Here is a 26,169-nt window from a genome sequence, read left to right as displayed (position 1 = left end):
GCCCCGCGAAGAGGCCAGTACTGCCAATAAAGCGCTTACAGGCTGAAATCACCCTCAGCCGCCAGCTCGCTCAGCGGCCGGCGTGGGCTTGGCACCTCACGCGCCTGCAGTGCCTCGGCCAGGGTCGCCTTGTCGCCCAGCTTGCCGATCGCGATCATGGCATGCAGCTCGTAACCTTCAGGCACTTTGAGTTCGGTACGCGCCAGTGCCTTGTCGAAACCGGCCATGCCGTGGGTGTGCCAGCCGCTGATGCTGGCCTGCAGGGCCAGGTGCCCCCAGGCGGAACCGGTATCGAAGGTGTGCCACAGGGCCGGGCTCTCTTCCGCGGCGCCAGGCGCTGCGAAGGTGGTCTTGGAAATGATCAGCACCAACGCCGAAGCCTGTTGCGCCCAGCTGCGGTTGAAGGGCACCAGCAGGTTCAGGTAGCGCTCCCAGTTCGGCGTATCGCGACGGGCATAGAGGAAGCGCCAAGGCTGCGAGTTGTACGCCGACGGCGCCCAGCGCGCGGCTTCGAGGAAGCTCAGCAGGGTTTCTTCGCTGATCGGCTCGGCAGTGAAGGCGCGCGGCGACCAGCGGTTGATGAACTGCTCGTTGATCGCGTAATCGGCAATACGGGGTGTGGCGCTCATGGCTGCTCCTGCACGAGGATGGGAAAACCGCACGCTACTGCGTCCCGTCGTCACTGACAAGCGGTCTGGCTTTGCCGAAGGCCAGGCTCTAGACTGGCGCCGCCGCGCGCCGCCCATTGAAGATGAATGCAGGAAACCCGTGTGATGATCGCTGACAGCGCGCCGTTCTGGCGGCGCAAGACCCTCGAACAACTCAACCCGCAAGAGTGGGAATCGCTCTGCGACGGTTGCGGTTTGTGCTGCCTGCAAAAGCTCGAGGACGAGGACGACAACAGCATCTATTACACGCGCATCGCCTGCAAACTGCTGGACCTGAACACCTGCCAGTGCAGCGATTACCCCAACCGTTTTGCCCAGGTGCCCGACTGCATCCAGCTCACCCCGGGCAAGGCCGACCAGTTCAAGTGGCTGCCAAGCACCTGCGGTTACCGCCTGGTCAGCGAAGGCAAGGATTTGCCGGACTGGCACCATCTGATCTGCGGCGATCGCCAACAGGTCCACGAACAGCGCATTTCCCAGTCAGGGCGTATGCTCAGTGAGCACGATGTCGACGAGGACGATTGGGAAGACCATCTGATTTTTCGCGCCAGCTGACCGGCGCGCCCCGTCGCCTCTGGGAAACAAGGAGTTTCTGTATGCGTTGCCCGCTGTTGCTGCTGTTAAGCCTGGTGGCCTGTTCGCCGGCCTGGGCGAAGAAAGTCGACCTGGACTATCACGTGCGTCTGTTGCCCGCCAATGGCCAGGCCGAAGTGCGCCTGACCCTGGCTGAGGGCAGCAGTGTGCGCAGCCTGGACTTCGACCTGGGCAAGGGCGGCACCTACAGCGGCTTCCAGGCCGACGGCCAATGGCAGGTGGCGGACCAGGGCGCGCGCGGTGTGTGGCACCCGGCGACGGGCAAGACCAGCCTCAGCTACCGCGTGCAGCTGGACCAGCAACTGCGCAGCGGCGCCTATTCGTCGCGTATCACGCCCCATTGGGCGTTGTTCCTCGGTGACCAGTTGGTGCCGCCTGCGCACCTCGACCAGCAGGACGGTACCGAGCTGGTGGCGCGCCTGTGGTTCGACCTGCCCGAAGGCTGGAAAAGCATCGAAACTTCCTGGCCACGTGTCGGCAAGGACAAGTTTCGCATCGACAACGTTTCACGCCTGTTCGACCGCCCCACCGGCTGGATGCTAGCCGGTGACCTGGGCAGCCGCCGTGCACGCCTGGGCGAAACCGAAGTCACCGTTGCCGCGCCGGTCGGGCAGGGCATGCGGCGCATGGACAGCCTGACCTTGCTGACCTTTGTCTGGCCGCAGTTGCAGGCGGTGTTCCCCCGTAACCCGCCGAAGTTGCTGCTGGTCGGTGCCCGTGACGGCATGTGGCGTGGCGCGATGGCGGCGCAGGGGTCGCTGTATCTGCACAGTGCCCGGGCGATGATCAGCGAGAATGGCAGCAGCCCGTTGTTGCGCGAACTGGTGCAACTTTTTGCACAGATCCAGGGGCGTGATGGCAATGACTGGCTTGTCGAGAGCCTGACCGACTACTACGCCAGCGAGTTGCTACGCAGGGCGGGAGGGGTGAGCGATGACCGCTACCAGGCCTGGCAGGCGCGCTTGAGCAAGCAAGGTGCCAAGGTCACGCAGCTCAAGGGCGAACAGGCCAGCCCGGCTCAGGTTGCCCGGGGGGTGATGCTGTTGCAGGCACTGGACAAGGAGATTCGCATCCACACCCAGGCCAAGCGTTCGCTGGATGATGTGGCGCGGGCACTGATGCGTTTGCCGAGCGTAAGCACCGAAGAGTTCGTGCAGATCAGCGAGAGCGTGCTGGGGCGCCGGTCCGAGGTGTTGCAGAGCAAGGCGTTGCAGAGCAAGGCGTTGCGCTAAAGACCTCTGTGGCCTGTGCCCGCGAACCGGCTGGCACAGGCCAAGTAACATCAAAGGCCGGTCAACGGATCCTTCCCTGTCACCGTCACCCCGCGCGTAGCTGCCTTGGCGCTCGCCTTCAATGCCTGCAACTGTTCCGCACTGCGTTCGATGTCCGAGCGCAACCGGTTGTATTCCTGACGGTGCCGTTGCCACCAGGCCTTGGTCGAGCAGTGCCCGCTGACCCCACGCGCCACCGCCAGGCCGCCCACTACCATCTGCAGCAGGCCGACCAGGCCGCCATGGCGCAGCCCCTTGCTGAACATCAGCGCCCCGCCGGCCAGCGAGCCGACCCTTTCCAGGCCTTGGACATTGTGCTCCGGCGACGCCGCAGCGGTATGGATATCGAGCATGGCAAGCCCTCCGTGTGAAGTGTAAGTAGCTGACCGCAGGCTGCTTGCAGCCGTTCATTCGTGTTGCTCAACGGCACGCGGGATGAGTGGCTGCAAAGTGGAAGGGGAGAGGTCGCAAAAAAGCCGCGATGTGTCCGGTCTGGATAACATTTTGTCCGGTTTGGAAATGCAGCGCCAACGGTGTTTAATCTCACCCCAGGTAACCCCTCAAGCCCTTTGAATCAGCGGCTTTGAGAGATTCAACCGCTCATCGAAAATGCTGTAGACACATTGTCTAACAGTGCCCTATAGTCGTTATACAAATAGTAGACACAGCGCCATGACAACAAAGAAGTCCGCCATGAAAGCCACAGTTCAAGCCATCAGTGCGCCCGCAGGCGCTGAAGCGCCGCAGGACCGCAAGGCCGTCCTCGCCGAAGCGCTGCGCCGCCGGATCCTCAGCATGGAACTGGCCCCAGGGGCTGTGGTGGACGAGCTGGCGCTGTGTGACGAGTTCGGCCTGTCGCGCCCACCGGTGCGTGAACTGCTGCGCCAGATTGCCGCTGAAGGCTATATCGAGCTGGAAGCCAACCGTGCGCCACGGGTTGCCGCGATGAACCATGATTCGCTGCACAGCTTCTTCGTCGCCGCGCCGCTCATCTATATCGCCACCACCCAGTTGGCAGCCACCAACGCCAGCGCAGCGGAAATCGAGGCGCTCAAGGCTATCCAGGTGCTGTTTCGCCAGGCCATCGAAGCGCGTGATGTGGAAAACCGGGTGGTCTACAACGATGCCTTCCACCTGGAAATCGGCAAGATGGCGCACAACGACTACCTGATGCCGAGCCTGCGCCGCCTGCTTATCGACCATGCCCGCCTGGGCAAGATTTTCTATCGCCACCCGACCACCGATGACATGCAGCAGGACCTTGAAGTCGCCTGCGATCAGCATGACCAGATGATCCACGCCATCGAACACCGCGACCCCGCACGCGCCGGGCAACTGGTGCGTGAGCACTTCGAGCTGTCGCGCCGGCGCATGGCCGAATACGCAGCGCCGCAAGGGCTGGATGTACCCATTCAGCTATGAGTTTCCCAGGTCTCGCCGCTGGCGCTGACCGCTCGTCAACAACAAGATCCAGGTTAGTGACATGACAAGAATAAGTTCGTTACCTGCCGATGATGCCACCTGTGGTTGGTATCACCTGAGCAAGCCCCGTACGCCCCGGCCGGCCCACAGCGGCCACAGCCAGGCGCGCTGGGTGGTGGTCGGCGCTGGTTTCACCGGCCTGGCTGCTGCACGCCAGCTGGCAACGAACTTTCCGGACGACGAAGTCGTGTTGGTCGAGGCGCAGGAAGTCGGTTTCGGCACCTCCGGGCGCAACGCCGGTTTTGCCATCGACTTGCCCCATGACATTGGTGCCGAGGATTACATCGGCGACATCGATATCGCCAAGACGGTGCTCAAGCTCAACCTGGGCGGGCAGTCCTATCTCAAAGGGCTGATCGAACGCTACGACATCGAGTGCCAGTTCCGCCACTGCGGCAAATACCAGGCGGCCGTCGAAGATCGCGGCATCGCGGTGCTGGATGCCTATCGCCGTGGCCTGGACAAACTGGGCCAGCCGTATGAAGTGATTGAAGGTCGCGACATGCCGGAGCATATCGGCACCGACTTCTACCGCAAGGGGCTGTTTACCCCCGGCACTGCGTTGCTGCAGCCCTCGGCGCTGGTCAAAGGCCTGGCCGACAGCCTGCCGAGCAACGTCTCGTTGTACGAAAACACCCCGATTACCGACGTCGAATATGGTGCGAAGGTGGTGCTGCGTCATGCCGACGGCTCGATCACGGCCGACAAGCTGGTGCTCACCACCAACGCCTTCGGCATGAGTTTCGGCTTTCTCAAGGGCCGCATGCTGCCCGTCTTCACCTACGGCAGCATCACCCGCCCGTTGACCGATGAGGAACAGGCACGCCTGGGGGGCAAACCCTACTGGGGCGTGATCCCGGCCGACCCGTTCGGCACCACGATGCGGCGCACCGTCGACAACCGCCTGCTGATCCGCAACAGTTTCAGCTACAACCCGGACGGGCGCAGCAACCGCAAGTACCTGGAACGCTTTGTCCAGCGCCACCGCGAGTCGTTTGCCCGGCGCTTCCCGATGCTGCCCGAGGTGAACTTCGAATATACCTGGGGCGGTGCCCTGGCGTTGTCGCGCAATCACATGGGGTTCTTCGGCCAGTTGGCGCCCAATGTAGTAGGCGCCCTGTGCTGCAATGGCTTGGGCGTTACCCGTGGCACCGTCACCGGCGCATTGCTGGCCGACTGGCTGGCCGGCGACAAAAACGAACTTATCGAGTTTCTGCTCAAGGCCCCCGGGCCTTGCGCAAATCCACCGCAGCCCTTGGTATCCCTGGGCTTGAACGCAAACTTGATGTGGGGGCAACTGCGCGCTGGCAAAGAAAGCTGATCCTTATCTGAGTTAGGCCATTGAACATTTAACGCCGGGTGTGAGTTAGCCGGCACGGGCGCGCTTTGCCCGAATTTGATGATCGAGATGCGCTGTCCGGTCACCCGGGGCTGAACCGTGTTTCAGTTTCGCGGCCGCGCTCGCCTTGAATATGTGCATGCAGATGAAGTGGTAGGAACAATAATGACAAGTCCGAATATTTCGATTGAAGATGTACCGATCAACCGCTTCCACCAGTTGCTGACCCTGCGCTCGGGTGGCGGATCGTTCGTCGATGGCTATGTGTTGAGCATCATTGGCGTGGCCATGGTGCAAATGTCTGCAGGCCTTGGCCTGAACAGCTTCTGGCAGGGCATGATCGCCGCCTCGGCGCTGATCGGCATTTTCTTCGGCGGCTTCTTCGGCGGTTGGTTGACTGACCGCTTTGGCCGCAAACGGGTGTTCTTCGTCGGCCCGACCCTGTTCATCCTGGCCTCGCTTGCGCAGTTTTGGGTGGAGTCGGCGCTGGCGTTATTCCTGCTGCGGTTTGCCATCGGCATCGCAGTGGGCATCGAGTACCCGGTGGCCACTTCGCTGCTGGTGGAGTTCTTGCCGAAGAAGAACCGCGGCCCGCGCCTGGCTACCTTGACCGTGCTGTGGTTCGCCGGTGCCGCTACCGCCTACGTGGTCGGTGAAGCGCTGCTGCGCAACGGAGGCGAGGATGCCTGGCGCCTGGTGCTGGCCAGTGCGGCGGTGATCGGCGCGCTGCTGTTCGTCATGCGCCTGGGCACCCCGGAGTCGCCGCGCTGGTTGATCAGCAAAGGCCGTTCGTCCGAGGCCGAGCAGGTGATCAAGCGCGTCTATGGCGAGGGCTTCTCGCTGCGCAACCTGCCGGAAGAGCCAAAGGCCCGCAAGCTGTCGTTCTTCAGCCTGCTGCACTCCGGCTACGGCAAACGCATGCTGTTCGTCACCATGTTCTGGACTTGCTCGGTGATCCCGGTGTTCGCCGTGTACGCCTTCGCCCCGAAAGTGCTGGGTGCACTGAACCTGAAGGGTGACTGGGCATCGATCGGTTCGGTCGCCATCACCTGCCTGTTCGTGGTGGGTTGCATCGTCGGCACCCGCTTGCTGAACACCATTGGCCGGCGCACCACGCTGCTGCACAGCTTCTTCTGGTCGGGGCTGGCCCTGCTGGGCCTGGCGGCGTTCAGCAACGGCAACGAGATGCTCATCCTGGTGCTGTTCGGGGCCTATGCATTGTTCATTGGCGGTGCCCAGGTACTGCAGTTGGTCTACCCCAACGAACTGTTCCCCACCGAAATCCGCGCTGGCGCCGTTGGCGTGGGCACCTCCATGTCGCGGGTCGGAGCTGCGGTCGGTACCTGGCTGGTCCCCATCGCCCTCGACAACTATGGCATCGGCGCGACCATGTATGCCGCAGCCGCCGTCACCTTTGTCGGCCTGGCCTTCTCCGTCGCCCTGGCCCCGGAAACCCGTTCGCTGAACCTGCAACAAGCAGCTTCGCTCACCTGAACCCATGACAACCGGCCGCAGCGTCGCACCGCTGCGGCCTCTACAACACTGATCAACGCACTGGAGAACCTACCGTGAAATTCGAAGGCATCTACACCCCGGCAATCACTCCGCTGGCTGCGGACGGCTCGATCGACAAGGCGGCGTTCGCCGAAGTGCTCGATTACCTGGTCGAATCGAAAATCCACGGCGTGATCATCGGTGGCTCCACCGGCGAGTACTACGCCCACACCGCGCAAGAGCGTATCGAACTGGCCGCCCAGGCCAAGGACGTGCTCAACGGCCGCCTGCCGCTGATCATCGGCACCGGCGCGATCCGCACCGAAGACTCGGTGGCGTTCGCCAAGCACGCCAAGGAAATCAAAGCCGATGCGCTGCTGGTGGGCACCCCGCCGTACGCGCTGCCGACCCAGCAGGAAATCGCCCTGCACGTCAAAGCGGTCGACGCTGCCGCCGGCCTGCCGATCATGCTCTACAACTACCCAGGCCGCATGAGCGTGAGCATGGGCGAAGCGTTCTTCGATGCGGTCGCCGAGGTGAAAAACATCGTCGCCATCAAGGAAAGCTCTGGCGACATGGCCCAACTGCACCGCCTGGCCATCCAGCGCCCGAATATCCAGCTGTCGTGCGGCTGGGACGACCAGGCCCTGGAGTTCTTCGCCTGGGGCGCCCAAAGCTGGGTGTGCGCCGGCTCCAACTTCATCCCGCGGGAGCACGTGGCCCTGTTCGAGGCCTGCGTGGTCGAGAAAGACTTCGACAAAGGCCGCCGCATCATGAGCGCCATGATGCCGCTGATGGACTTCCTGGAAGGTGGCAAGTTCGTCCAGTCGATCAAGTACGGCGTGGCCCTGAACGGCCTGAGCACCGGTGGCGTGCGCAAGCCGCTGTCCGAGCTGGACGCTGCCGAGAAGCAGGCACTCGAGCGCGTGGTCACTGAACTCAAGCGCAACATCGCCCAGATCACCGGAGGTGCCTGAAAATGGCTGAATTACTGAGCAAGGCACAGTACGCGGCCATCGCCGCCGACCTGCAACTGCGTACCCAGGCGTTCATCGACGGTGAATTCCGCGATGCTGTCTCGGGCCGCACCTTCGTCACCACCAACCCGGCCACCGGCAAGCAACTGGCCGAAGTCGCCGCCTGCGACGTGCAGGATGTCGACGTTGCCGTGGCAGCAGCCAAGCGCGTGTTCGAAGACGGTTCGTGGTCCAAGCTGCAACCGGGTGAGCGCAAGCACATCCTGCTGAAGTTCGCCCAGTTGCTGGAAGACCACAGCCATGAGCTGGCGGTACTGGAAGCGCTGGACAGCGGCAAGCCGGTCAGTGAATGCCAGAACGTCGACGTACCGGAAACCATCCACATCATCCGCTGGCACGCCGAGCTGATCGACAAGATCTACGACAACACCGCCCCGACCGGCAACGCTGCCGTGACCATGGTGGTGCGTGAAGCCATCGGTGTGGTCGGCCTGGTGCTGCCCTGGAACTTCCCGCTGCTGATGCTGGCCTGGAAGATCGCCCCGTCGCTGGCCGCCGGGTGCTCGATCGTGGTCAAGCCGGCCAAGGAAACCACCCTCAGCGCCCTGCGCGTGGCCGAACTGGCCCACCAGGCTGGCGTACCGGCGGGTGTGTTCAACCTGGTGCCTGGCGGTGGCCGTGAAGGGGGCGAAGCCATCGGCCGCCACCTGGGCATCCCGATGGTCAGCTTCACCGGCTCCACCGACACCGGCCGCCTGTTCCTGAAATACGCCGCCGAGTCCAACCTCAAGCGCATCGTCCTGGAGCTGGGGGGCAAGAACCCGGCCGTGGTCATGAACGACTGCGAAGACCTGGACGAAGTAGCCCAGTTCGTCACCGCCGGTGCGTTCTGGAACATGGGCGAGAACTGCTCGGCCTCTTCGCGCCTGATCGTGCACAAGGACGTCAAGGACGAACTGCTGACCCTGATTGGCAAGCACTTGAAGGACTGGAAGCTGGGCGACCCGCTCGACCCGGAAAACCGCCTGGGCGCGATGGTCAGCAAATCGCACTTCGAGAAGGTGAAGTCTTACCTGGAATATGCCGCCGAGCAGAAGCTCAACGTGGTGCAGGGCGGTGAGACCGAGCAGGGCGTGTTCGTGCAGCCGACCATCGTGGATGGGGTTACGCCTGACAATCGGTTGTTCGTCGAGGAAATTTTCGGGCCGGTGCTGAGCGTGACGTCGTTCGAGACCATTGACGAAGCGATCGAGCTGGCCAACGACACCGTCTACGGCCTGGCCGCTTCGGCGTACACCGGCAGCTTGCGCAATGCCTTGCGCCTGTCGCGGGAAATCCGCGCGGGGGTGGTGACGGTGAACTGCTTTGGCGAGGGCGATGCGTCGACGCCGTTCGGTGGCTACAAAGAGTCCGGCTTTGGTGGGCGTGACAAGTCCATCTGGGCCCATGACCAGTACACGGAGTTGAAGACCATCTGGATCAACGCTGCGTGAGCTGACTGCAGGACGGTGCTGTTCTGACGGAGCTCAGCACCTGGCCGCTTCTGGTTTTGTCTGTGCCGGCCTCTTCGCGGGGCCGGCATGAGCACCATCAGAAGCGGCTTTTTATTTGAACTTGGGCCCGGAGCGGGTATTCAGGCCTTTGGCCAACCGGTCATACAGCACCACATTCACCGTCGCCGCCAGGTTCATGCAACCTTCGGTCGGGATGTAGATGGTTTCTTCACACCACGCCCGCACGCTGGCATCGAGGCTGCCGTCTTCCGGCCCGAAGATGTAGATGGCGCGATCCGGGTGGGTGTATTCGGGCAGCGGCCGTGCGCCTTCGACCAGCTCCACTGCCACAGGCGTGCAACCCAGCGGGATGATGCGCTGCAGGTCGTCGATGCCGATCAGGGGGATGTCGTAGTGCACACGCTTGGTGTCGGTGACGAAGTCGCGGGCGCGTTCATAGCGCTTGCCGGTGTAGAACACCGAATTGACGCCGTAGCAACCTGCTGCGCGCATCACCGAGCCGACGTTTTCTGCCGACTTGGGGTTGAACAGGCCGATGCAGCTGTATCGTTTGTTTGCCACGTACCGGGGCCCTTCGCGTAAAAAGCGCGATTATACGGGCTCGCCGGTAGCAGCGGGGGGCGAATCGATGTTCAGTCTTTCTTCAGCAGACCCGCCAGCCCGGCAAACGGGTTGTGAGTGGCCTTGGCGATGCTCGGGGTGCTGGTCGAGCCTTCGCTGAAATATTGCTGGTCGGTATAGCGCGAGTGTTCGTTGTCGTGGCAGTACAGGCACAGCAACTCCCAGTTCGAACCGTCCTGCGGGTTGTTGTCGTGGTTGTGGTCACGGTGGTGCACGGTCAGCTCGCTCAGGCGCTTGCCGGCGAACTCGCGGGCGCAGCGGCCACACACATGCGGGTACATCTTCAGGGCCTTGTCGCGGTAGCCCATTTCTTTGTCGCGCTTGGCATCGGCGAGGATGCGGTCGAGGCGCGCGGTGGCGGCGGAAGTAGAGGCCGAGCTCATGGTGTTTCCTTTGTTCTGATCAGGCAAATGACGGTTATGCCACTGAGTCTAGCGCGCTTGCAGGCCAGGCGGACAGGCGAAAGCTGTCATTTAGGCGTAGCCTGTAGAAAGGTTCCCGACAGGAGGTTGCTGATGTTGCATGCGATCCTCGCCGCGTTGCTGCTGGCTGGCTTGCCCATGGCCGAAGCGGCCAGCACGCCCCCCAGGCTCAATACACCCGTGCCCGGTGCGCCTGGCACGCCTACGCCCACGCCTTACCCGCAGATCACCCCAAGTACGCCGCCCAAGGCATACGACAGCCAGCCTGGCGCGCCGCTGTTGCCACCGATGCCGGTGCCGGGGCCGCCTAAAGACCAGCCTTTGCCGGGGTTACGGCCAGAGCCCGCCAAGGTGCCGGTGGAGGAGGACTGAGGGTTTGTGAAAGGGGCGCAGAGCGCCCCAATATTGGTCAGTTCACACCCAGCTCGCCAAACACAAACGCATACTCCAGCGCCACATCCTTGAGCCCTTGGTACCGCCCACTCATGCCGCCATGCCCGGCGCCCATTTCGGTCTTGAGCAGCAGCCGGTTGTCATCGGTCTTGCGTGTGCGCAGGCGGGCCACCCACTTGGCCGCCTCCCAGTACTGCACGCGGCTGTCGTTGTAGCCAGCCACCACCAGCATGGCCGGGTAGGCCTGGGCCTTGACGTTCTCGTACGGGGCGTAGGCCTTGATGCGCTCATACACCTCAGGCTCCTGCGGGTTGCCCCATTCGTCGTACTCGGTGACGGTCAGCGGCAGGTCGGGGTCGAGCATGGTGTTGAGCACGTCGACGAAGGGCACTTCGGCGATCGCGCAGCGGAACAGCTCAGGGCGCAGGTTGAGCACCGCCCCCATCAGCAGCCCGCCGGCGCTGCCGCCACTGATCGCCAGGCGCTCGGGCGAGGTCACGCCTTCGGCGATCAGGTGCTCGGCACAGGCGATGAAGTCGGTGAAGCTGTTCTGCTTGTGTTCCTGCTTGCCGGCCCGGTACCAGGCCTCACCCAGTTCGCCGCCACCGCGCACATGGGCAATGGCGAAGGCCACGCCGCGCTGCAGCAGGCTCAGGCGGGCATGCGAGAACCACGGGTCGAGGCTTTCGCCATAGGCGCCGTAACCATACAAGTACAGCGGCACGGTCTTGCCCAGGTCTTCGCGGCGACGCACCAGGCTGATCGGTACCTGGGTGCCGTCCTGAGCGGTGGCCCACAGGCGCTGGCTGACATAGTCGTCGGCATCGAACACGCCCAGCACCGGGGTTTGCTTGAGCACCACCTGCGCACCGCTGGCCAGCTCCAGCTGGCGCACCTGGGCTGGGCGGTTGAGCGCTTCGTAACGCAGGCGCACGCGGCTGCTGGCGAATTCCAGGCTGTCTTGCACGTAAAGGCTGTAGGCCGCATCCGGCAATTCGACGCGATAGGCTGGCAGGCCCTGCGGGCGCACTTCGATGATCGGCAGGCCACCTTCGCGCAGGCTCAGGGTCAGCGCCCCCGCGTTGAGGCTCAGGCCCTCGAGCATGACGTTGTCGTTGTGCGGCACCAGCAGTTGCCAGCGATCACGGGTCGGGGCCTGGTCGGCCGGGGCGTGGTAGAGGGCGAAGTTGATGCCGTCCTGGTTGCTGCGCACGAACCACTGCCACTGGCCATCGAGCTGGCCGTGGTCGGGGAAGTACTCATGGCCCTCCACCCGCGGCGCCAGGCAGGTGAACGGCAACTGCGGGGTTTGGGCATCGAGTACCCAGGCCTCGCTGGTGGTCTTGCTGTTGAGCAACAGCACCAGCTGGCGTTCGGAGCTTGTGCGGTAGCAATGCAGGAAGAAGCGGCCATCGGGCTCTTCGAACACGGTCGGCGCGTCGCTGCCGCCCAAGGTGTGACGGCGCAGGCGCCAAGGGCGGTGGGTGTCATCGAGTTCGGCGAAAAACAGCGTCTGGCTGTCATTGGCCCAGGTCAGGCTGCCGTCGCAGTCCTCGAAGGGCAGGGCGGTGACACGGTCGTTGCCCAGGTCCTTGACGTACAGGGTGTAGACCTCGTCGCCGCTGGTGTCGAGGCTGTAGGCCAGCAGGCGATGGTCGGGGCTGACGTTGAAGGCACCCAGCGACAGGAAGCCGCCGTTGGCCAGGGCGTTAGGGTCGAGCAGCAGTTGCTCGCGGCTTTCATCCACCGTGTTGGAGTCGTCGGCCGGGCGCGGGCAGCGGTAATGGCGTGGGTACTCGTCGCCGGCGGTGGTGCGGGTGTAGTACAGGTACGGGCCCCAGGGCGAGGGCAGCGACAGGTCGGTCTCGAGGATGCGGCCCTTGATTTCCTCGAACAGTTGTTCGCGCAGGGGCGCCTGATGGGCCAGGCAGGCCTCCTGGTAGCTGTTTTCGGCATGCAGGTAGTCGAGCACCTCGGGGGTGTCACGCTGCTGCAGCCAGGCATACGGGTCACGGGATTGGTCTGCGCGGGCAATGGGGGGCTGGGGCTGGGTGGGCATCTGCATTCTCTTGGCTGGGAGGTCGGCGCGGGCCTCCGAACAGCGGAGGGGCGCCTGCGCCCTGAAAAGTGTTTATCATAGGCAACTCTTTGCCTGGCTTGCACGAACACCATGACCGAGAACGACTATACCCTCGCCTGGGGCCTGTACGCCCTTGCCGCCCTGGGCTGCCTGCTGGTGGGCTTCAAGCTCACCGGATGGATGTGGCGCTGGCTGCGCGAACCGCTGCGGGTGATCCTGGCGGTGCTGCTGCTGACCCCGACCGTCGTCGACCCGGTCAAGGACAGCTTTGCCCCGGCGATTGCCATCACCGCCCTGGACGTTGCCTTCAAGGTGGGCAACAACGCCTGGCGCGCGGTTTCCGACTTTGCCATGTACGGCATGATCGCCTTTGCCCTCTACCTGCTCTTCGTGCTGTTGCGCTGGCCGCTGGAAAAGCGCGCCCGTGAGCGTCGCGAGCAAGCCGAGGCAGCCGCCAAGCGCCAGGCCGTCGAGGATGCCGACGTCACGGCCCAGGCCCCCTTGTCGGCCGAACGCCGCGACCGTTACCGCAACGATCCCCCTGCCGCACCTGCTGGCGGCGGCCGGGTCGAGCCTCGTCTGTAACCGGAGACACGCGCATGTGCGAACTGCTGGGCATGAGTGCCAACGTCCCCACCGACATCGTTTTCAGTTTCACCGGCCTGATGCAGCGCGGTGGCCGCACCGGCCCGCACCGTGATGGCTGGGGCATCGGCTTCTATGAGGGGCGCGGCCTGCGCCTGTTCCAGGACCCGGCGGCGAGCAGCGAGTCGGAAGTGGCCAACCTGGTGCAGCGTTACCCGATCAAGAGCGAAGTGGTCATCGGCCATATCCGCCAGGCCAATGTCGGCAGGGTTTGCCTGTCCAACACCCACCCGTTCGTGCGCGAAATGTGGGGCCGCAACTGGTGCTTTGCGCATAACGGTCAATTGGGCGAGTTCAAGGGTGAAGCCACCTTCTACCGGCCTGTGGGTGACACCGACAGCGAAGCGGCCTTCTGCGACCTGCTCAACCGCATTCGTGCGGCGTTCCCAGAGCCGGTCGCCGTGGAACAGCTGCTGCCGGTGCTGGTCGAAGCCTGTGCCGGCTACCGTGGCAAGGGCGTATTCAACTGCATGCTCAGCGATGGCGACTGGCTGTTCTGCTTCTGCTCGACCAAGCTGGTGCACATCACACGTCGTGCACCCTTTGGCGCTGCAAGGTTGAAGGATGTCGATCTGATCGTCGATTTTCACACCGAAACGACCCCCAATGACGTGGTCACGGTGATTGCCACCGAGGCCCTGACCGAGAACGAGACCTGGCAGCGTTACGCGCCGGGTCAATGGGCACTGTGGCGGCACGGAGAGTGCGTTGCGCAAGGCCAGAGCTAAGGACGCTGCATGTTCAGAAGTTACCTGCGGTTGTTGCTGTTCACGTTCGGCCTGCTGGCCGGTATCCAGGTTCCGGGGCTGATCAACGACTACAGCCAGCGGGTCGAGGCGCATTTGTTCGAGTCGCGCCAGGCGCTTGATGGCTTCAAGCAGACTGCCGAACGCTTCTTCAATGGCGACCTGCAGGCATTGCTGCGGCATTACCGCAGCAGTGACGACCCGGTGTTCAACAGTGATGCCAACAGCATCGAAAGCCTGATGATCCGCAATGAACTGCTGGAAAACGAATGGCAGGCGTTGCAGGGTTCGTGGGCCAGCCGCACCTGGCATGTGCTGGTGCAGCCAGACCCGCAAATGCGTGAAGAAACGCTGAAGGGCTACAGCTACCAGATACTGCTGGTGCCGGAAGCGATTGGCTGGGGCCTTGGTGCCGGGTTTGTGCTGGCCTTCGTGGTCGAGAGCCTGTTGCTTGCCATTGGCTGGGTAATCATGGGCGGGCGGCGCAGGGTGGTGAAGGAAAGCTGGCGCTGAGGTTGCATCGGGCTCTGGCGGTCGCTTGGGGCCTCATGGACACAGCATATCCAATGGCAAGCACCTACGGTGCAACCAGCACAATTCTCTGGGCCCCCACATCCCGCGCATATTGTTCCAGCACCTGCCGGCAAACCCCTACCACCTCATCCACCAATGCCACGCCGGTCTGCCAGGCCACCACCAGTTCCAGGCTCGGGGGGGGTTGCAAGCCCTCCAGCAGCACCAACTCGCCAAGGCCCAGCTCCGCATCCACCAGCGCCGGTGGCAGCGCACCGATCGCGAAGCCGTCACGCAGTAGCCGGGTAATCGCCGCCACCGAGTTCACGCAATTCAAGCGCGGTGTTTGCACCCCGGCGCCCTGCAGCAGGCTGAGTACCTCCTGATGCGGCCGTGAGTTCTTCGAAAAGGTCACGATGCGCTCGCGGCCAAGCTCGGCCAGCGAGGCATAATCGCGCTGCTGGAGCGAGCCTGCGGCGACGATCCAGCCCATCGGGTAGCGCGCCAGGTCCAGGCTGCGGATCGACTGTTCGCGCAACAGGTCGGTCTGCAGGATCACATCGAGAAAGCCTTTTTGCAGCTGCTCGCGCAGGTTCAGCGCGGTATCGGCCACCAGCTCGATCTCCACCTGCGGGTAGCGTTCGGTCAACGCGGCCACCAGCGCGCTCATCCAGGTGTGGATCACCGTGTCCATCACGCCGATGCGGATGCGCCCGACCTTGGCCCGGTCGCTGTCCAGCGACTGCTTCATGGCCTTGGCGGTGTCGAGCATACGCTCGGCGTACTCCAGCACCTTGCTGCCCTCTGGGGTCAGGCTGACGCCGCGTGAGTCGCGCAGCAGCAGTTTGACGCCCAGGTCAGCCTCCAGCGCGGCGATGCGGCTGGAGACCGAGGCCTGGGTGGTGAACAGCTTTTCTGCCGTCAGGCGGAAGCTCTTGAGCCGGGCGACCCAGACGAAGGTTTCGAGGAAGCGAAGGTTCATGATCAGTTTTTCTTGTTCCAGACCGGGGGTTTTTCTCGTTGGACGCAAGCCGCGCGGCCTCTGAACAATGATGCCCAGGCCGCGACGCATCTGGTCGCCCCATAAAACAATACCAACAAGCCGAGGCAAGCATGAACCCCACCGGCGTGCAGCAGCAGGTCGCTACACCTCCTTCGACCGGGCCCTTCGCCTGGTATCGCGACATCGACAAACAGCAACGGCGTACTTTCTGGAGCTGCAAGATCGGCTATGGCCTGGACGGCATGGACACGCAGATGCTCAGCTTCGTCATCCCCACGCTGATCCTGATTTGGGGCATCAGCACCGCCGAGGCCGGGCTGATCCACACCAGCACCCTGATCGCCTCGGCTGTCGGCGGCTGGGTCGCCGGCATCCTCTCCGACCGCATCGGCCGTGTTCGCACCCTGCAACTGACGGTGCTGTGGTTCGCGTTCTTCACCTTCCTTTGCGGCTTTGCGCAAAGCTACGAGCAACTGTTGATCGCCCGTACCCTGATGGGCTTTGGCTTTGGCGGCGAATGGACGGCGGGTGCGGTGCTGATCGGTGAAGTGATCCGCGCCGAGCACCGCGGCAAGGCCGTGGGCATGGTGCAGTCGGGCTGGGCGCTCGGCTGGGGCCTGACGGCGATCCTCTATGCCTTGCTGTTCTCCTACCTGCCACCCGAGCAGGCCTGGCGTGCGTTGTTCCTGCTGGGCATCGTGCCGGCCGTGTTCGTGATCTTCGTGCGCCGCCTGGTCAAGGACCCCGAGGTGTACCGCGAGGCCAAGGCCGCTGCAAAGGCCGAGGCGCCGTCGCACTTCTACGAGATTTTCGCACCAGGCATGCTCTGGACCACCGTACGCGCTTCTTTGCTGACCACCGGTGCACTGGGCGGCTACTACGCGATCACCTCGTGGCTGCCGACCTTTCTCAAGAACGAACGCGGCCTGAGCGTGCTGGGCACTGGTGGCTACCTGGCGATGGTGATCGTGGGGTCTTACATCGGCTATGTGGTCAGCGCTTATTTGTCTGACCTGCTGGGGCGCAAGAAAAACTTCATCCTGTTCGCCGTGGGCTCGTTTGTCATCGTGCTGCTGTACACGCAGATGCCGGTCAGCGATGGCGTGATGCTGTGGCTGGGCTTCCCGCTGGGTTTCTTTGCCTCGGGCATTTTCAGCGGCATGGGGGCCTTCCTGACCGAATTGTTCCCCACGCGCATCCGCGGCTCGGGGCAGGGGTTTTGCTACAACATCGGCAAGGTCATCGCTGCGCTGTTCCCGCTGCTGATCGGCATGCTCGGCGAGAAGGTGCCGCTGGGGCTGGGTATTGGCGTGTTCTCTGCGGTGTCGTATGGCGTGGTCATTCTGGCGGCGCTCAGCCTGCCGGAAACACGCGGCAAACAACTCCAGGCACGGTAAGGTAGGCCTATGAACATCGACAAGGGAGTCTGTGTGGTGGAACGCCTGCTTCTCAATTGCGACATGGGCGAAAGTTTCGGCAGTTGGCGCATGGGCCTGGACGCCGAGGTGATGCCGTATATCGATTGCGCCAACATCGCCTGCGGCTACCATGCCGGTGACCCCGGCATCATGCGCCGCACGGTGGAAATGGCCCTGGCGCATGGGGTGACCATCGGCGCGCATCCGGCCTACCCGGACCTGGTCGGCTTCGGCCGCCGCGCCATGGCCTGCAGCCAGGACGAAATCCGCGACCTGCTGCACTACCAGATCGGTGCGCTGGACGGCATCTGCAAGGTGCTCGGCGGCCGAGTGGCCTACGTCAAACCCCATGGTGCGCTGTACAACGACATGATGGCCGACCCGCTCAAGTTGCGCGCGGTGCTCGAAGCCGTGGCGGCCTACGACAGCAGCTTGCCGCTGATGCTCATGGCCACCGCCGATAACCGCGCAGCCCAGGCCCTGGGCGACGAAATTGGCGTGCCGCTGTGGTTCGAGGCCTTTGCCGACCGGGCCTACACCGCCAGCGGTCACCTGGTGTCGCGGCGCCTGCCTGGCGCCGTGCATCACGACCCGGCGCTGGTGGTCGAGCAGGCGCTGCGCCTGGCCCGTGGCGAAGCGCTGGTGGCGGACGATGGCAGTGCGCTGCAGCTGCAGGCCAGTACCCTGTGCGTGCACGGCGACAACGACAGTTCAGTGGCGGCGGTGCGGCAGATTCGCCAAGCCCTCGATGCGCTGGAGCGGGCATGAAGCTGCGCATTGAAGTGGTCGCCATCGACAGCTTGATGGTGCGCCTGTTCGACACCATCGACGAAGCCAACATGCCGTGGATCCTCGCGGCCTGCCAGCGCTTGCGTGCAGCCTTCGGCGAGCGGTTGATCGAGCTGGTGCCGTCCTACACCACCTTGATGGTGCAGTACGACAGTGCGCCGAGCACGGCGAGAGCGTTGATCGCCCAGGCGCTGGAGGGGTTGCAGCCTGATGCAGGCAACAGTGGTCGGCGCCATGAGATTGCGGTGTGGTACCACGCCAGTGTCGGCCCCGAGCTGCCTGCCTTGGCCAGCCGAAGCGGGCTGACCGAGGCCGAAGTGGTTCGCTTGCACACCGGGCGCGAGTACCCGGTTTTCGCCCTGGGCTTTGCGCCGGGCTTCGGCTTCATGGGGTTGGTGGACGAACGCCTGGCCACGCCGCGCCTGAGCACCCCTCGCAAGCGCGTGACAGCTGGCAGTGTGGGCATTGCCGAGCGCCAGACCGCCGCTTACCCGGCGGTATCGCCAGGCGGCTGGAACCTGATCGGGCGCACCCCGGTGCGCCTGTTCGACCGTGAGCGTGAGGGCTACAGCCTGTTGCAACCGGGCGACCGGGTGCGCTTCGTGGCGGTTACCCACGCCGAGTTCATGGCGTTGGGCGGAGATGACAGCCCGCTGGAGGCACAGGCATGACGCAGTTGAAGATCGAAGCCAGCACCGCGCTGTGCCAGTTGCAGGATGCCGGGCGCTTTGGCGTGCGTCACCTGGGCGTGACCCAAGGTGGGGCGCTGGACTGGGTGGCGATGCACTGGGCCAACTGGCTGCTGGGCAATCCGCTGGGTGCGCCGGTGATCGAGGTGGCGCTGGGTGGTTTCAGCGTGGTGGCTGAGGAGGATTGCGTACTGGCGCTGGCCGGTGCCGACCTGGATGCGCGGGTTGGCGATCAGCCCTTGGCGCCCTGGCGCAGTTTTGCCTTGGCCAAAGGTCAGCGGTTGACCCTCAAGCAACCGAAGCAGGGTGCGCGCGCTTATCTTGCGGCGCCGGGCGGCTTCCAGGCCGAGGGGGTGCTGGGCAGTTGCGCCACTGTTGTACGTGAAGCGCTGGGCGGCATCGATGGGCGAGGGGAGGCGCTGAGCAAAGGGCAGGTGTTGGCATTTGCTGGTTCAGCAGCGGCCTTGCGTGAAGTGCCTGGGGCGTTGCGACCGGTCTACTCGGCAAAGCCTGTACTCGACCTGGTGATGGGCGCGCAGATCGGGGATTTCAGCGGTACCAGTTTGTTCGAGGCGTTCAACAGTGACTGGACCCTGGACAGCCGGGCGGACCGCATGGGGATCCGGTTGCTCGGGCCGCAGTTGGTTTACCAGGGCGCGCCGATGATTTCCGAAGGCATTCCGCTGGGCGCGGTGCAGGTGCCGCCCGACGGGCAGCCGATCGTATTGCTCAATGACCGGCAGACCATTGGCGGTTATCCGCGGCTGGGGGCGTTGACGCCGTTGGCGTTGGCGCAGCTGGCGCAGTGCATGCCGGGGGGGGCGGTGCGGTTCAGGGCAGTGTTGCAGGAAATGGCGTGGCAGGAGCATCAGGCCTTGGGCAAACGCTGGCAATGAGATGCGCAGACTGGCAATTTTGCCAGTTGCCCAGTACTGGCGCTCACTCGATACTGGGCCTTAGCAATTGAGAGGGTGGAACGTAACCTCTTGACTAGGGGGATGATCAACCCCCCGGCAGTGTGTAAAGGGCATGGGGTTGGCGATGGAACTAGCAATCAATGATGGGCCAGGAGCCTTCACGGCTTATGGTTTCAGGAAGCGGCATGCATCGCGGGTGAGTTTCAATGGTCAGCGGTATGACCTCATGACCGGTTGTTATCCACTGGGCCATGGCTATAGAAGTTTCAGCCCTGTATTGATGCGCTTTCTGTCGCCGGATGCCCTAAGTCCCTTTGCCCAAGGGGGGCGCAACGCTTATGCATACTGTCTGGGGGACCCTGTCAACGGTGATGATCCCAGCGGACAGATGCCACGTTTCATGAAAGTGATCGGTGAAGTATTCTTCGGTAAACGTTCAAGCGCGCAGCGAAGTGAAAAAGAGGTTTTGCGGATAAATCAAGTTCTCCAAGAAGAGAAGCGTCAGGCAGGCGCTCAATTTTCCGCATTTGAAGGTATGTTTGATCTGGGTGCGCCTGAGTACAAGCGATCTAGGATTGTTGACTACTTGAAAGGCCTTTCGAACAATTCATTCGAGCGCACTGAGGCTCGCTCCAGGTCTATTGGAGAAACTATTTCGTTGTTGCAATCAGCCGAAGTTGTTTCGGACCCCTCCAGGCTGGATTTGCCGCTTCCTAAAGACATCCTGCCCTCGCACGCTAGAAGAATTAATCTTTATCGTAACGCTGTTTTGATGTCGCAAGCGCCTGGCACAAGTGCGAGGGCGAAGGCCTCCGAGGTCGCTTTAGAGATGGCCTATGGAAAACTGAAAGGTGACATTAACAAGTCGCTTAACAAACATCTAAAACGGCTGCGTCAAACCCCCTAAGTCCGGTGGTTTCGAAAGCCCACCGCAAGGGTGGGCTTTTTCTATTTCGACAGATATTTCATCCCATCCTCCAACCCCTGCAAGGTCAGCGGATACATCTTGTCCTCGATCAAATCCCGCACCAGGTGCGTGGACGCGGTGTAGTCCCAAGCCTGCTTCGGATAAGGGTTGATCCAGATGATCTTCTTGAATTTCTCCATGAAGCGTTGCATCCACACATACCCAGCTTCTTCGTTCCAGTGCTCCACGCTGCCACCCGGCTGGGTGATCTCGTAGGGCGCCATGGCCGCATCGCCGACGAACACCACCTTGTAGTCATCGCCATACTTGTGCAGCAGGTCGAAGGTGGAGAAGCGCTCCGACGTACGCCGCAGGTTGTTCTTCCACACCGACTCATACACGAAGTTATGGAAGTAGTAATACTCCAGGTGCTTGAACTCGGTCTTGCAGGCCGAAAACAGCTCTTCGCAGACTTTGACGTGGGCATCCATCGAGCCGCCGATGTCGAACAGCAACAGCAGCTTCACGGTGTTGCGCCGCTCCGGGCGCATCTGGATGTTCAGCAGCCCGGCGTCGCGGGCGGTGTGGTCGATGGTGCCGTCGATATCCAGCTCTTCGGCCGCGCCTTCCCGGGCGAACTTGCGCAGCCGGCGCAGGGCCAGCTTGATGTTGCGCGTGCCCAGCTCGACCTGGTCGTCGAGGTTCTTGTACTCGCGCTGGTCCCACACTTTGACCGCCTTGCCCTGGCGCTGGCCGGCTTCGCCCACGCGGATGCCTTCGGGGTTGAAACCGCCCGAGCCGAACGGGCTGGTGCCGCCGGTGCCGATCCACTTGTTGCCGCCGGCGTGGCGTTCCTTTTGCTCTTCGAGGCGCTTCTTGAACTCTTCGATCAGCTTGTCCAGGCCACCCAGGGACTGGATCTGTGCACGCTCCTCATCCGTCAGCGAACGCTCGAACTCCTTGCGTAGCCAGTCTTCGGGGATCAGCGCTTCGAGGTGGCGGTCGAGGTTTTCCAGGCCTTTGAAGTAGGCGGAAAAGGCCCGGTCGAACTTGTCGAAATGGCGCTCGTCCTTCACCAGGATGGCCCGCGCCAGGTAGTAGAACTCGTCCATGTCGGCGAACACCACGCGTTGCTGCAGGGCGTTCAGCAGGTCGAGCAGTTCGCGTACCGACACCGGCACCTTGGCCGCGCGCATTTCGTTGAACAGGTTGAGCAGCATGACCGGCTCCTGTCAGCGGTTGCCGCGCCGGCTCATGAAGGCCAGGCGCTCGAGCAGCTGCACGTCCTGCTCGTTCTTCACCAGGGCGCCTGCCAGCGGCGGGATGGCTTTGGTTGGGTCACGCTCGCGCAGTACCGCTTCGCCGATGTTGTCGGCCATCAGCAGCTTGAGCCAGTCGACCAGCTCGGAGGTGGAGGGCTTTTTCTTCAGGCCCGGCACCTTGCGCACGTCGAAGAACACGTCCAGCGCCTCGCTGACCAGCGATTGCTTGATGTTCGGGTAGTGCACGTCGACGATCTGTTGCAGCGTAGTGCGGTCGGGGAAGGCGATGTAGTGGAAGAAGCAGCGGCGCAGGAAGGCGTCCGGCAGTTCTTTTTCGTTGTTCGAGGTGATGATGATGATCGGGCGTTGCTTGGCCTTGATGGTCTCGTCTGTTTCGTAGACGTAGAACTCCATCTTGTCGAGCTCTTGCAACAGGTCGTTGGGGAACTCGATGTCGGCCTTGTCGATTTCGTCGATCAGCAGAATCACCCGCTCTTCAGCCTCGAAAGCCTCCCAGAGCTTGCCCTTTTTCAGGTAGTTGCGCACATCGTGGACTTTTTCGGTACCCAGCTGCGAGTCGCGCAGGCGGCTGACCGCATCGTATTCGTAGAGGCCCTGGTGGGCCTTGGTGGTGGATTTGATGTGCCAGGTGATCAGGCGGGCGCCGAAGGAGGCGGCGAGCTGCTCGGCGAGCATGGTCTTGCCGGTGCCCGGCTCGCCTTTGACCAGCAGCGGGCGTTCGAGGGTGATGGCCGCGTTTACCGCCAGTTTCAGGTCGTCTGTGGCGACGTAGTCGCGGGTGCCTTCGAACTTCATGGGAGTGTCCTCTGCGGGGTGCCTGGGCCGGCCCTTTGCGGGGCAGGCAACACATGTTTATCGTTTGTCAGCGACTATACCCCGGCCCCAGACGCCTGCAAACGCAGACCGGGTATTCAGTCCCTGAATGCCCCGTCACGCGCTTTCAGTCAGGCTTGGGCGCAGGCTGCTCATAGCGCGCATTGAATGCCTGGACAAAGCCGTTGCGCAGTATTTGCAAGACAGCCTCAAAAGCGCTGACATCCTGCTTGTGCACGCTGCCACTAAGCTCTACGCGGGTGGCGAACTGGTTTTTCGGCTGGTTCTTCAGCACGGTTTCAGTCGCCCCCACCAATGCCTCCCACACCGAGCGGAAGAAACCCTTGTCTTTGTCCTGCACATCCTGCTGCCAGTTGAACACATCGACATCGCGCAGCAGCGGCTTGATATAGCCATTGAGCCGCCCGTTCTCGGCCTGCGCTTCGATCACCAGGTCGCCGTGCCCGGCATTGAAATCGAACTTGCCATAGGCACTGGCGAAGTCATTGAGTTGGCGCAGCTGTATGCCGGTGGCACGCAGGCGGAACTCGAAGTCGTCGAAGTCGCTGAAGGGGTCGAACGTGGCGCGGCTCTCGACCTTGGCATCGCCAAATAACAGGGCATGGGCGTCGAAACTGGCGTCGCGCCGGCCTTTTTCATTGCGCACGTTGGTCAGGTTGCGAATGCGCGCGTCGAGTTGGGTGGCCTTGAGGTCGACCGGCGGCTTGGAGGTGAAGTTGCGAAAGGTCAGCACGCCATCTTGAATGCGTACTTCGTTGAGGGTGATGGGCAGCAGTTTTTCCAGCTGCTGGCGCCAGTCGGTGCCCTGGCCAGTCTGCGAAGACTGCTTGCTGCCGCCATCGACGAAGTTCAGCTCGGGCCGCACGAAGGTCACCTCGGCCACCACGGCGCGGTCGTACCACAGTGCATGCCAGCTGACCGAGAGGTCGATCAACGGCGCGTCGAGCAGCGGCACCGGGACCTTGCCGGTGGTCTTGACGATTTTCAGGCCGTTGATCTGGTACGCGCCGCGCCACCAGGCCAGGTCCACGTCAACGACCTGGCCGCGGTAGTCGCCCATGTCGGCCAGTTTGTCGTTGAGGTAGTCGCGTACCAGGTAGGGCAGGGCCAGGTGCAGGGCAACCAGCAGCACGACCAGGCTGGCCAGGCCTACCAGCGGCCAGCGGTAGCGAGCTTTCATTGTCGGCTCTCCAAGGCAGGATGTGCGGTTGACCGCAGGCGCCGCTCGGGAGTTCGAACAGGCTTTACGGGCCAGCGGGGCAGGCTTACCCTTGAAGTCTTTCCCTGCTTCTTCACGTTCAAGGACCCCTGCCATGAGCCGTATCTACGCAGACAACGCCCACTCCATCGGCAACACGCCGCTGGTACAGATCAACCGCATCGCCCCGCGTGGGGTCACCATCCTGGCCAAGATCGAAGGGCGCAACCCGGGCTACTCGGTCAAATGCCGGATCGGCGCGAACATGGTCTGGGACGCCGAGAGCAGCGGCAAGCTCAAGCCCGGCATGACCATCGTCGAGCCCACCTCGGGCAACACCGGCATTGGCCTGGCATTCGTCGCCGCCGCCCGAGGCTACAAGCTGATCCTGACCATGCCGGCCTCGATGAGCCTGGAGCGGCGCAAGGTGCTCAAGGCGCTGGGCGCCGAGCTGGTGCTGACCGAGCCGGCCAAGGGCATGAAGGGCGCGATCGAGAAGGCCAACGAAATCGTCGCCTCCGACCCGGCCCAGTACTTCCTGCCAGGCCAGTTCGAAAACCCGGCCAACCCGGCGATCCATGAAAAAACCACCGGCCCCGAGATCTGGAACGACACCGACGGCGCGGTCGATGTGCTGGTGGCGGGTGTGGGTACGGGCGGTACCATCACTGGCGTGTCGCGCTACATCAAGCACACCCAAGGCAAGTCGATTTTGTCGGTGGCGGTGGAGCCGCTGGCCTCGCCGCTGATCAGCCAGACCCTGGCCGGTGAAGAACTCAAGCCCAGCCCGCACAAGATCCAGGGCATTGGCGCAGGCTTCGTGCCGAAAAACCTCGACCTCTCCATCGTCGACCAGGTCGAGACGGTGACCGACGAAGAGTCCAAGGCCATGGCTATCCGCCTGATGCAGGAGGAGGGCATTCTGTGCGGTATTTCCTGTGGCGCAGCAATGGCGGCAGCGGTGCGCCTGGCTGAAAAACCGGAGATGCAGGGTAAGACCATCGTCGTAATTTTGCCCGACTCGGGCGAGCGTTACCTGTCGAGCATGTTGTTCAGCGACCTGTTCAGCGAGCAGGAAAACCAGCAGTAAACACCCCGTCCGCTGACCAGGCGCAACACTCGGTGATCCGGTTTATTGCAAAATCTTCATGACTCAGATCCCGCCCAGGTTGTTTGTACCGGGGCGGGATGGGTTTATGATGGCCGGATGATTTTTTTGGGAGCAGGCAGCGCAGGCCTGTTTCCTTTCCAAGGAGTGTTGCATGACCTTTTCCTTTGCAGCCAAGGCGGGTGTCCTGCTGGTGTTTTTTGGCAGCGTGCTCTTCGTGCACCTGCGCGGCAAGGCGCGCCTGCCGGTGCTGCGCCAGTTCGTCAACCATTCGGCGCTGTTCGCCCCGTATAACGCCCTGATGTACCTGTTCTCCGGCGTGCCGTCCAAGCCTTACCTGGACCGCCAGCGTTTCCCCGAGCTGGATGTGCTGAAGGACAACTGGCAGGACATCCGCGAAGAGGCCATGCGCCTGTTCGACGAGGGCTATATTCGCGCTGCTGAAAAAGACAACGACGCAGGCTTCGGCTCGTTCTTCAAGAAGGGCTGGAAGCGCTTCTACCTGAAGTGGTACGACAAACCGCTGCCATCGGCCGAAGCCCTGTGCCCGCGCACCGTCGAGCTGGTCAGCAGCATCCCCAACGTCAAGGGCGCGATGTTCGCCTTGTTGCCGGGCGGCAGCCACCTGAACCCGCACCGCGATCCGTTCGCCGGCTCCTTGCGCTATCACCTGGGCTTGGCCACACCTAACTCCGATGCTTGCCGCATCTACGTCGACGGTGAGGAATACGCCTGGCGTGACGGTGAGGATGTGATGTTCGACGAAACCTACGTGCACTGGGTCAAGAACGAAACCGACGTCACCCGCGTGATCCTGTTCTGCGACATCGAGCGCCCGCTGAGCAGCCCGCTGATGACCCGCATCAACCGCCAGGTCAGTGCCTTCCTCGGCCGCGCCACCGCGCCGCAGAACACCGACGACGAGCGCGTGGGTGGGATCAACCAGGCGTATGCCTGGAGCAAGCGTTTCAGCAACAAGATCAGTGGCCATGTGAAGCAGTTCAAGCGCGCCAACCCCAAGGCCTACCGCATTTTGCGGCCGGTGTTGGCGGTGGTGGTGGCGTATCTGTTGTATCGCTGGTTGTTCTGATTTCTACTCGCATGCAGCGCCAGGGGGGGCTGGCGCTTGCGGGGGCGTGATCAGCAAAGCCTTTGTAATGCACTATCAGTGCGAATATAGAGGGTTGACCAGTTGGCGGACTGACGGGCTTTTCGCGAAATGTTGTGGACGGATGGCTGCGATGTAATCGTCGGGCGATAGGTG

The 26,169-nt window shown here is 62.9% G+C and carries 27 protein-coding genes; 18 read left to right on the top strand and 9 right to left on the bottom strand.

Annotation, left to right across the window (positions count from 1 at the left end; all coding sequences use genetic code 11):
- Positions 1 to 35: 35 nt before the first annotated feature.
- Positions 36 to 629: a nitroreductase family protein gene (locus NP534_RS14385; protein ID WP_033699771.1), complete on the bottom strand. Its 594-nt coding sequence runs from the start codon at positions 627 to 629 to the stop codon at positions 36 to 38.
- 144 nt (positions 630 to 773) lie between these two features.
- Here NP534_RS14385 and NP534_RS14380 point away from each other — a divergent pair, with 144 nt between their 5' ends.
- A complete protein-coding gene (locus NP534_RS14380; RefSeq protein WP_033700206.1) occupies positions 774 to 1,223 on the top strand; it encodes a YcgN family cysteine cluster protein in 450 nt (149 codons plus the stop codon).
- A gap of 41 nt (positions 1,224 to 1,264) precedes the next feature.
- Positions 1,265 to 2,494, top strand: coding sequence for a hypothetical protein (locus NP534_RS14375; protein ID WP_274099149.1), 1,230 nt, complete (start codon positions 1,265 to 1,267; stop codon positions 2,492 to 2,494).
- A 50-nt stretch (positions 2,495 to 2,544) separates the two neighbouring features.
- On the opposite strand, the gene NP534_RS14370 is transcribed toward NP534_RS14375, so the two are convergent.
- Positions 2,545 to 2,886, bottom strand: a complete 342-nt coding sequence (locus NP534_RS14370) for a DUF2892 domain-containing protein (protein WP_033699769.1) — start codon at positions 2,884 to 2,886, stop codon at positions 2,545 to 2,547.
- Positions 2,887 to 3,226: 340 nt separating this feature from the next.
- Between NP534_RS14370 and NP534_RS14365 the strand changes: the two genes are divergently transcribed.
- From NP534_RS14365 to NP534_RS14345, 5 genes are all read left to right on the top strand, one after another.
- On the top strand, positions 3,227 to 3,955 hold the full coding sequence (locus NP534_RS14365; RefSeq protein ID WP_186658443.1) for a GntR family transcriptional regulator: 729 nt from the start codon (positions 3,227 to 3,229) through the stop codon (positions 3,953 to 3,955).
- 61 nt (positions 3,956 to 4,016) lie between these two features.
- Positions 4,017 to 5,336, top strand: coding sequence for an NAD(P)/FAD-dependent oxidoreductase (locus NP534_RS14360; RefSeq protein ID WP_274099148.1), 1,320 nt, complete (start codon positions 4,017 to 4,019; stop codon positions 5,334 to 5,336).
- A gap of 183 nt (positions 5,337 to 5,519) precedes the next feature.
- The gene (locus tag NP534_RS14355; protein ID WP_047583229.1) at positions 5,520 to 6,848 is read left to right on the top strand and encodes an MFS transporter; all 1,329 of its coding nucleotides are present in this window, start codon (positions 5,520 to 5,522) and stop codon (positions 6,846 to 6,848) included.
- A 74-nt stretch (positions 6,849 to 6,922) separates the two neighbouring features.
- Positions 6,923 to 7,825, top strand: a complete 903-nt coding sequence (locus NP534_RS14350; protein ID WP_186666219.1) for a dihydrodipicolinate synthase family protein — start codon at positions 6,923 to 6,925, stop codon at positions 7,823 to 7,825.
- Positions 7,826 to 7,827: 2 nt separating this feature from the next.
- Positions 7,828 to 9,318, top strand: coding sequence for an aldehyde dehydrogenase (locus tag NP534_RS14345; protein WP_274099147.1), 1,491 nt, complete (start codon positions 7,828 to 7,830; stop codon positions 9,316 to 9,318).
- A gap of 111 nt (positions 9,319 to 9,429) precedes the next feature.
- Here NP534_RS14345 and NP534_RS14340 read toward each other — a convergent pair whose 3' ends face one another.
- Together NP534_RS14340 and NP534_RS14335 are read right to left on the bottom strand one after the other, a co-directional pair.
- On the bottom strand, positions 9,430 to 9,900 hold the full coding sequence (locus NP534_RS14340) for an RNA methyltransferase (protein ID WP_033699757.1): 471 nt from the start codon (positions 9,898 to 9,900) through the stop codon (positions 9,430 to 9,432).
- Between the two features lie 71 nt (positions 9,901 to 9,971).
- Positions 9,972 to 10,343, bottom strand: a complete 372-nt coding sequence (locus NP534_RS14335; RefSeq protein ID WP_027594605.1) for a YajD family HNH nuclease — start codon at positions 10,341 to 10,343, stop codon at positions 9,972 to 9,974.
- A gap of 132 nt (positions 10,344 to 10,475) precedes the next feature.
- Between NP534_RS14335 and NP534_RS14330 the strand changes: the two genes are divergently transcribed.
- Positions 10,476 to 10,754, top strand: a complete 279-nt coding sequence (locus tag NP534_RS14330; RefSeq protein WP_033699755.1) for a hypothetical protein — start codon at positions 10,476 to 10,478, stop codon at positions 10,752 to 10,754.
- A 37-nt stretch (positions 10,755 to 10,791) separates the two neighbouring features.
- Here NP534_RS14330 and NP534_RS14325 read toward each other — a convergent pair whose 3' ends face one another.
- On the bottom strand, positions 10,792 to 12,834 hold the full coding sequence (locus NP534_RS14325) for a S9 family peptidase (RefSeq protein WP_274099146.1): 2,043 nt from the start codon (positions 12,832 to 12,834) through the stop codon (positions 10,792 to 10,794).
- Between the two features lie 111 nt (positions 12,835 to 12,945).
- On the opposite strand from NP534_RS14325, the gene NP534_RS14320 reads away from it, so the two are divergent.
- Genes NP534_RS14320 through NP534_RS14310 form a run of 3 tightly spaced genes read left to right on the top strand, consistent with a single transcriptional unit; the run spans position 12,946 to position 14,759 of the window.
- Positions 12,946 to 13,440 carry a hypothetical protein gene (locus NP534_RS14320; RefSeq protein WP_033699750.1) on the top strand — a complete coding sequence of 165 codons (495 nt, stop codon included), beginning with the start codon at positions 12,946 to 12,948 and terminating at the stop codon, positions 13,438 to 13,440.
- A 14-nt stretch (positions 13,441 to 13,454) separates the two neighbouring features.
- Positions 13,455 to 14,228 carry a class II glutamine amidotransferase gene (locus tag NP534_RS14315; protein ID WP_033699748.1) on the top strand — a complete coding sequence of 258 codons (774 nt, stop codon included), beginning with the start codon at positions 13,455 to 13,457 and terminating at the stop codon, positions 14,226 to 14,228.
- A 9-nt stretch (positions 14,229 to 14,237) separates the two neighbouring features.
- The gene (locus tag NP534_RS14310) at positions 14,238 to 14,759 is read left to right on the top strand and encodes a DUF2937 family protein (protein WP_258714035.1); all 522 of its coding nucleotides are present in this window, start codon (positions 14,238 to 14,240) and stop codon (positions 14,757 to 14,759) included.
- Positions 14,760 to 14,823: 64 nt separating this feature from the next.
- On the opposite strand, the gene NP534_RS14305 is transcribed toward NP534_RS14310, so the two are convergent.
- Entirely contained in the window at positions 14,824 to 15,741 is a 918-nt protein-coding gene (locus NP534_RS14305) for a LysR family transcriptional regulator (protein ID WP_274099145.1), read from the bottom strand.
- A 131-nt stretch (positions 15,742 to 15,872) separates the two neighbouring features.
- Between NP534_RS14305 and NP534_RS14300 the strand changes: the two genes are divergently transcribed.
- The 5 genes from NP534_RS14300 to NP534_RS14280 all read left to right on the top strand — a co-directional run bounded on the left by NP534_RS14300 (position 15,873) and on the right by NP534_RS14280 (position 20,482).
- Positions 15,873 to 17,159 (top strand): MFS transporter, encoded by a 1,287-nt coding sequence (locus NP534_RS14300; RefSeq protein WP_274099144.1) that lies wholly within the window; start codon positions 15,873 to 15,875, stop codon positions 17,157 to 17,159.
- A 9-nt stretch (positions 17,160 to 17,168) separates the two neighbouring features.
- Positions 17,169 to 17,948: a 5-oxoprolinase subunit PxpA gene (locus NP534_RS14295; RefSeq protein WP_274099143.1), complete on the top strand. Its 780-nt coding sequence runs from the start codon at positions 17,169 to 17,171 to the stop codon at positions 17,946 to 17,948.
- Positions 17,945 to 18,640, top strand: a complete 696-nt coding sequence (gene pxpB / locus NP534_RS14290) for a 5-oxoprolinase subunit PxpB (protein ID WP_274099142.1) — start codon at positions 17,945 to 17,947, stop codon at positions 18,638 to 18,640. Before NP534_RS14295 ends, pxpB begins: the two co-directional genes overlap by 4 nt.
- Complete coding sequence (locus NP534_RS14285; protein ID WP_274099141.1) at positions 18,637 to 19,554, top strand: biotin-dependent carboxyltransferase family protein; 918 nt, start codon at positions 18,637 to 18,639, stop codon at positions 19,552 to 19,554. The genes pxpB and NP534_RS14285 overlap by 4 nt, the downstream gene beginning before the upstream one ends.
- A gap of 145 nt (positions 19,555 to 19,699) precedes the next feature.
- Positions 19,700 to 20,482, top strand: coding sequence for an RHS repeat-associated core domain-containing protein (locus NP534_RS14280; RefSeq protein WP_274099140.1), 783 nt, complete (start codon positions 19,700 to 19,702; stop codon positions 20,480 to 20,482).
- Between the two features lie 41 nt (positions 20,483 to 20,523).
- Here the strand turns inward: NP534_RS14280 and NP534_RS14275 are convergent, their stop codons facing one another.
- The 3 genes from NP534_RS14275 to NP534_RS14265 form a co-directional block, all read right to left on the bottom strand.
- Complete coding sequence (locus NP534_RS14275) at positions 20,524 to 21,702, bottom strand: vWA domain-containing protein (RefSeq protein WP_274099139.1); 1,179 nt, start codon at positions 21,700 to 21,702, stop codon at positions 20,524 to 20,526.
- A 12-nt stretch (positions 21,703 to 21,714) separates the two neighbouring features.
- Positions 21,715 to 22,560 (bottom strand): AAA family ATPase, encoded by an 846-nt coding sequence (locus NP534_RS14270; RefSeq protein WP_033699731.1) that lies wholly within the window; start codon positions 22,558 to 22,560, stop codon positions 21,715 to 21,717.
- A 145-nt stretch (positions 22,561 to 22,705) separates the two neighbouring features.
- Positions 22,706 to 23,779 (bottom strand): DUF748 domain-containing protein, encoded by a 1,074-nt coding sequence (locus tag NP534_RS14265; protein ID WP_274099138.1) that lies wholly within the window; start codon positions 23,777 to 23,779, stop codon positions 22,706 to 22,708.
- 133 nt (positions 23,780 to 23,912) lie between these two features.
- On the opposite strand from NP534_RS14265, the gene cysK reads away from it, so the two are divergent.
- Both cysK and NP534_RS14255 read left to right on the top strand, forming a co-directional pair.
- Positions 23,913 to 24,887, top strand: a complete 975-nt coding sequence (gene cysK, locus NP534_RS14260; RefSeq protein ID WP_033699727.1) for a cysteine synthase A — start codon at positions 23,913 to 23,915, stop codon at positions 24,885 to 24,887.
- Positions 24,888 to 25,059: 172 nt separating this feature from the next.
- On the top strand, positions 25,060 to 25,995 hold the full coding sequence (locus NP534_RS14255) for an aspartyl/asparaginyl beta-hydroxylase domain-containing protein (protein ID WP_047583953.1): 936 nt from the start codon (positions 25,060 to 25,062) through the stop codon (positions 25,993 to 25,995).
- The last annotated feature ends 174 nt before the right edge of the window (positions 25,996 to 26,169 follow it).

The organism is Pseudomonas sp. 39004 (assembly GCF_028682155.1).
Taxonomy (GTDB): Bacteria; Pseudomonadota; Gammaproteobacteria; order Pseudomonadales; family Pseudomonadaceae; genus Aquipseudomonas; species Aquipseudomonas capeferrum.
This window is presented reverse-complemented; position numbering and strand designations above follow the sequence as displayed.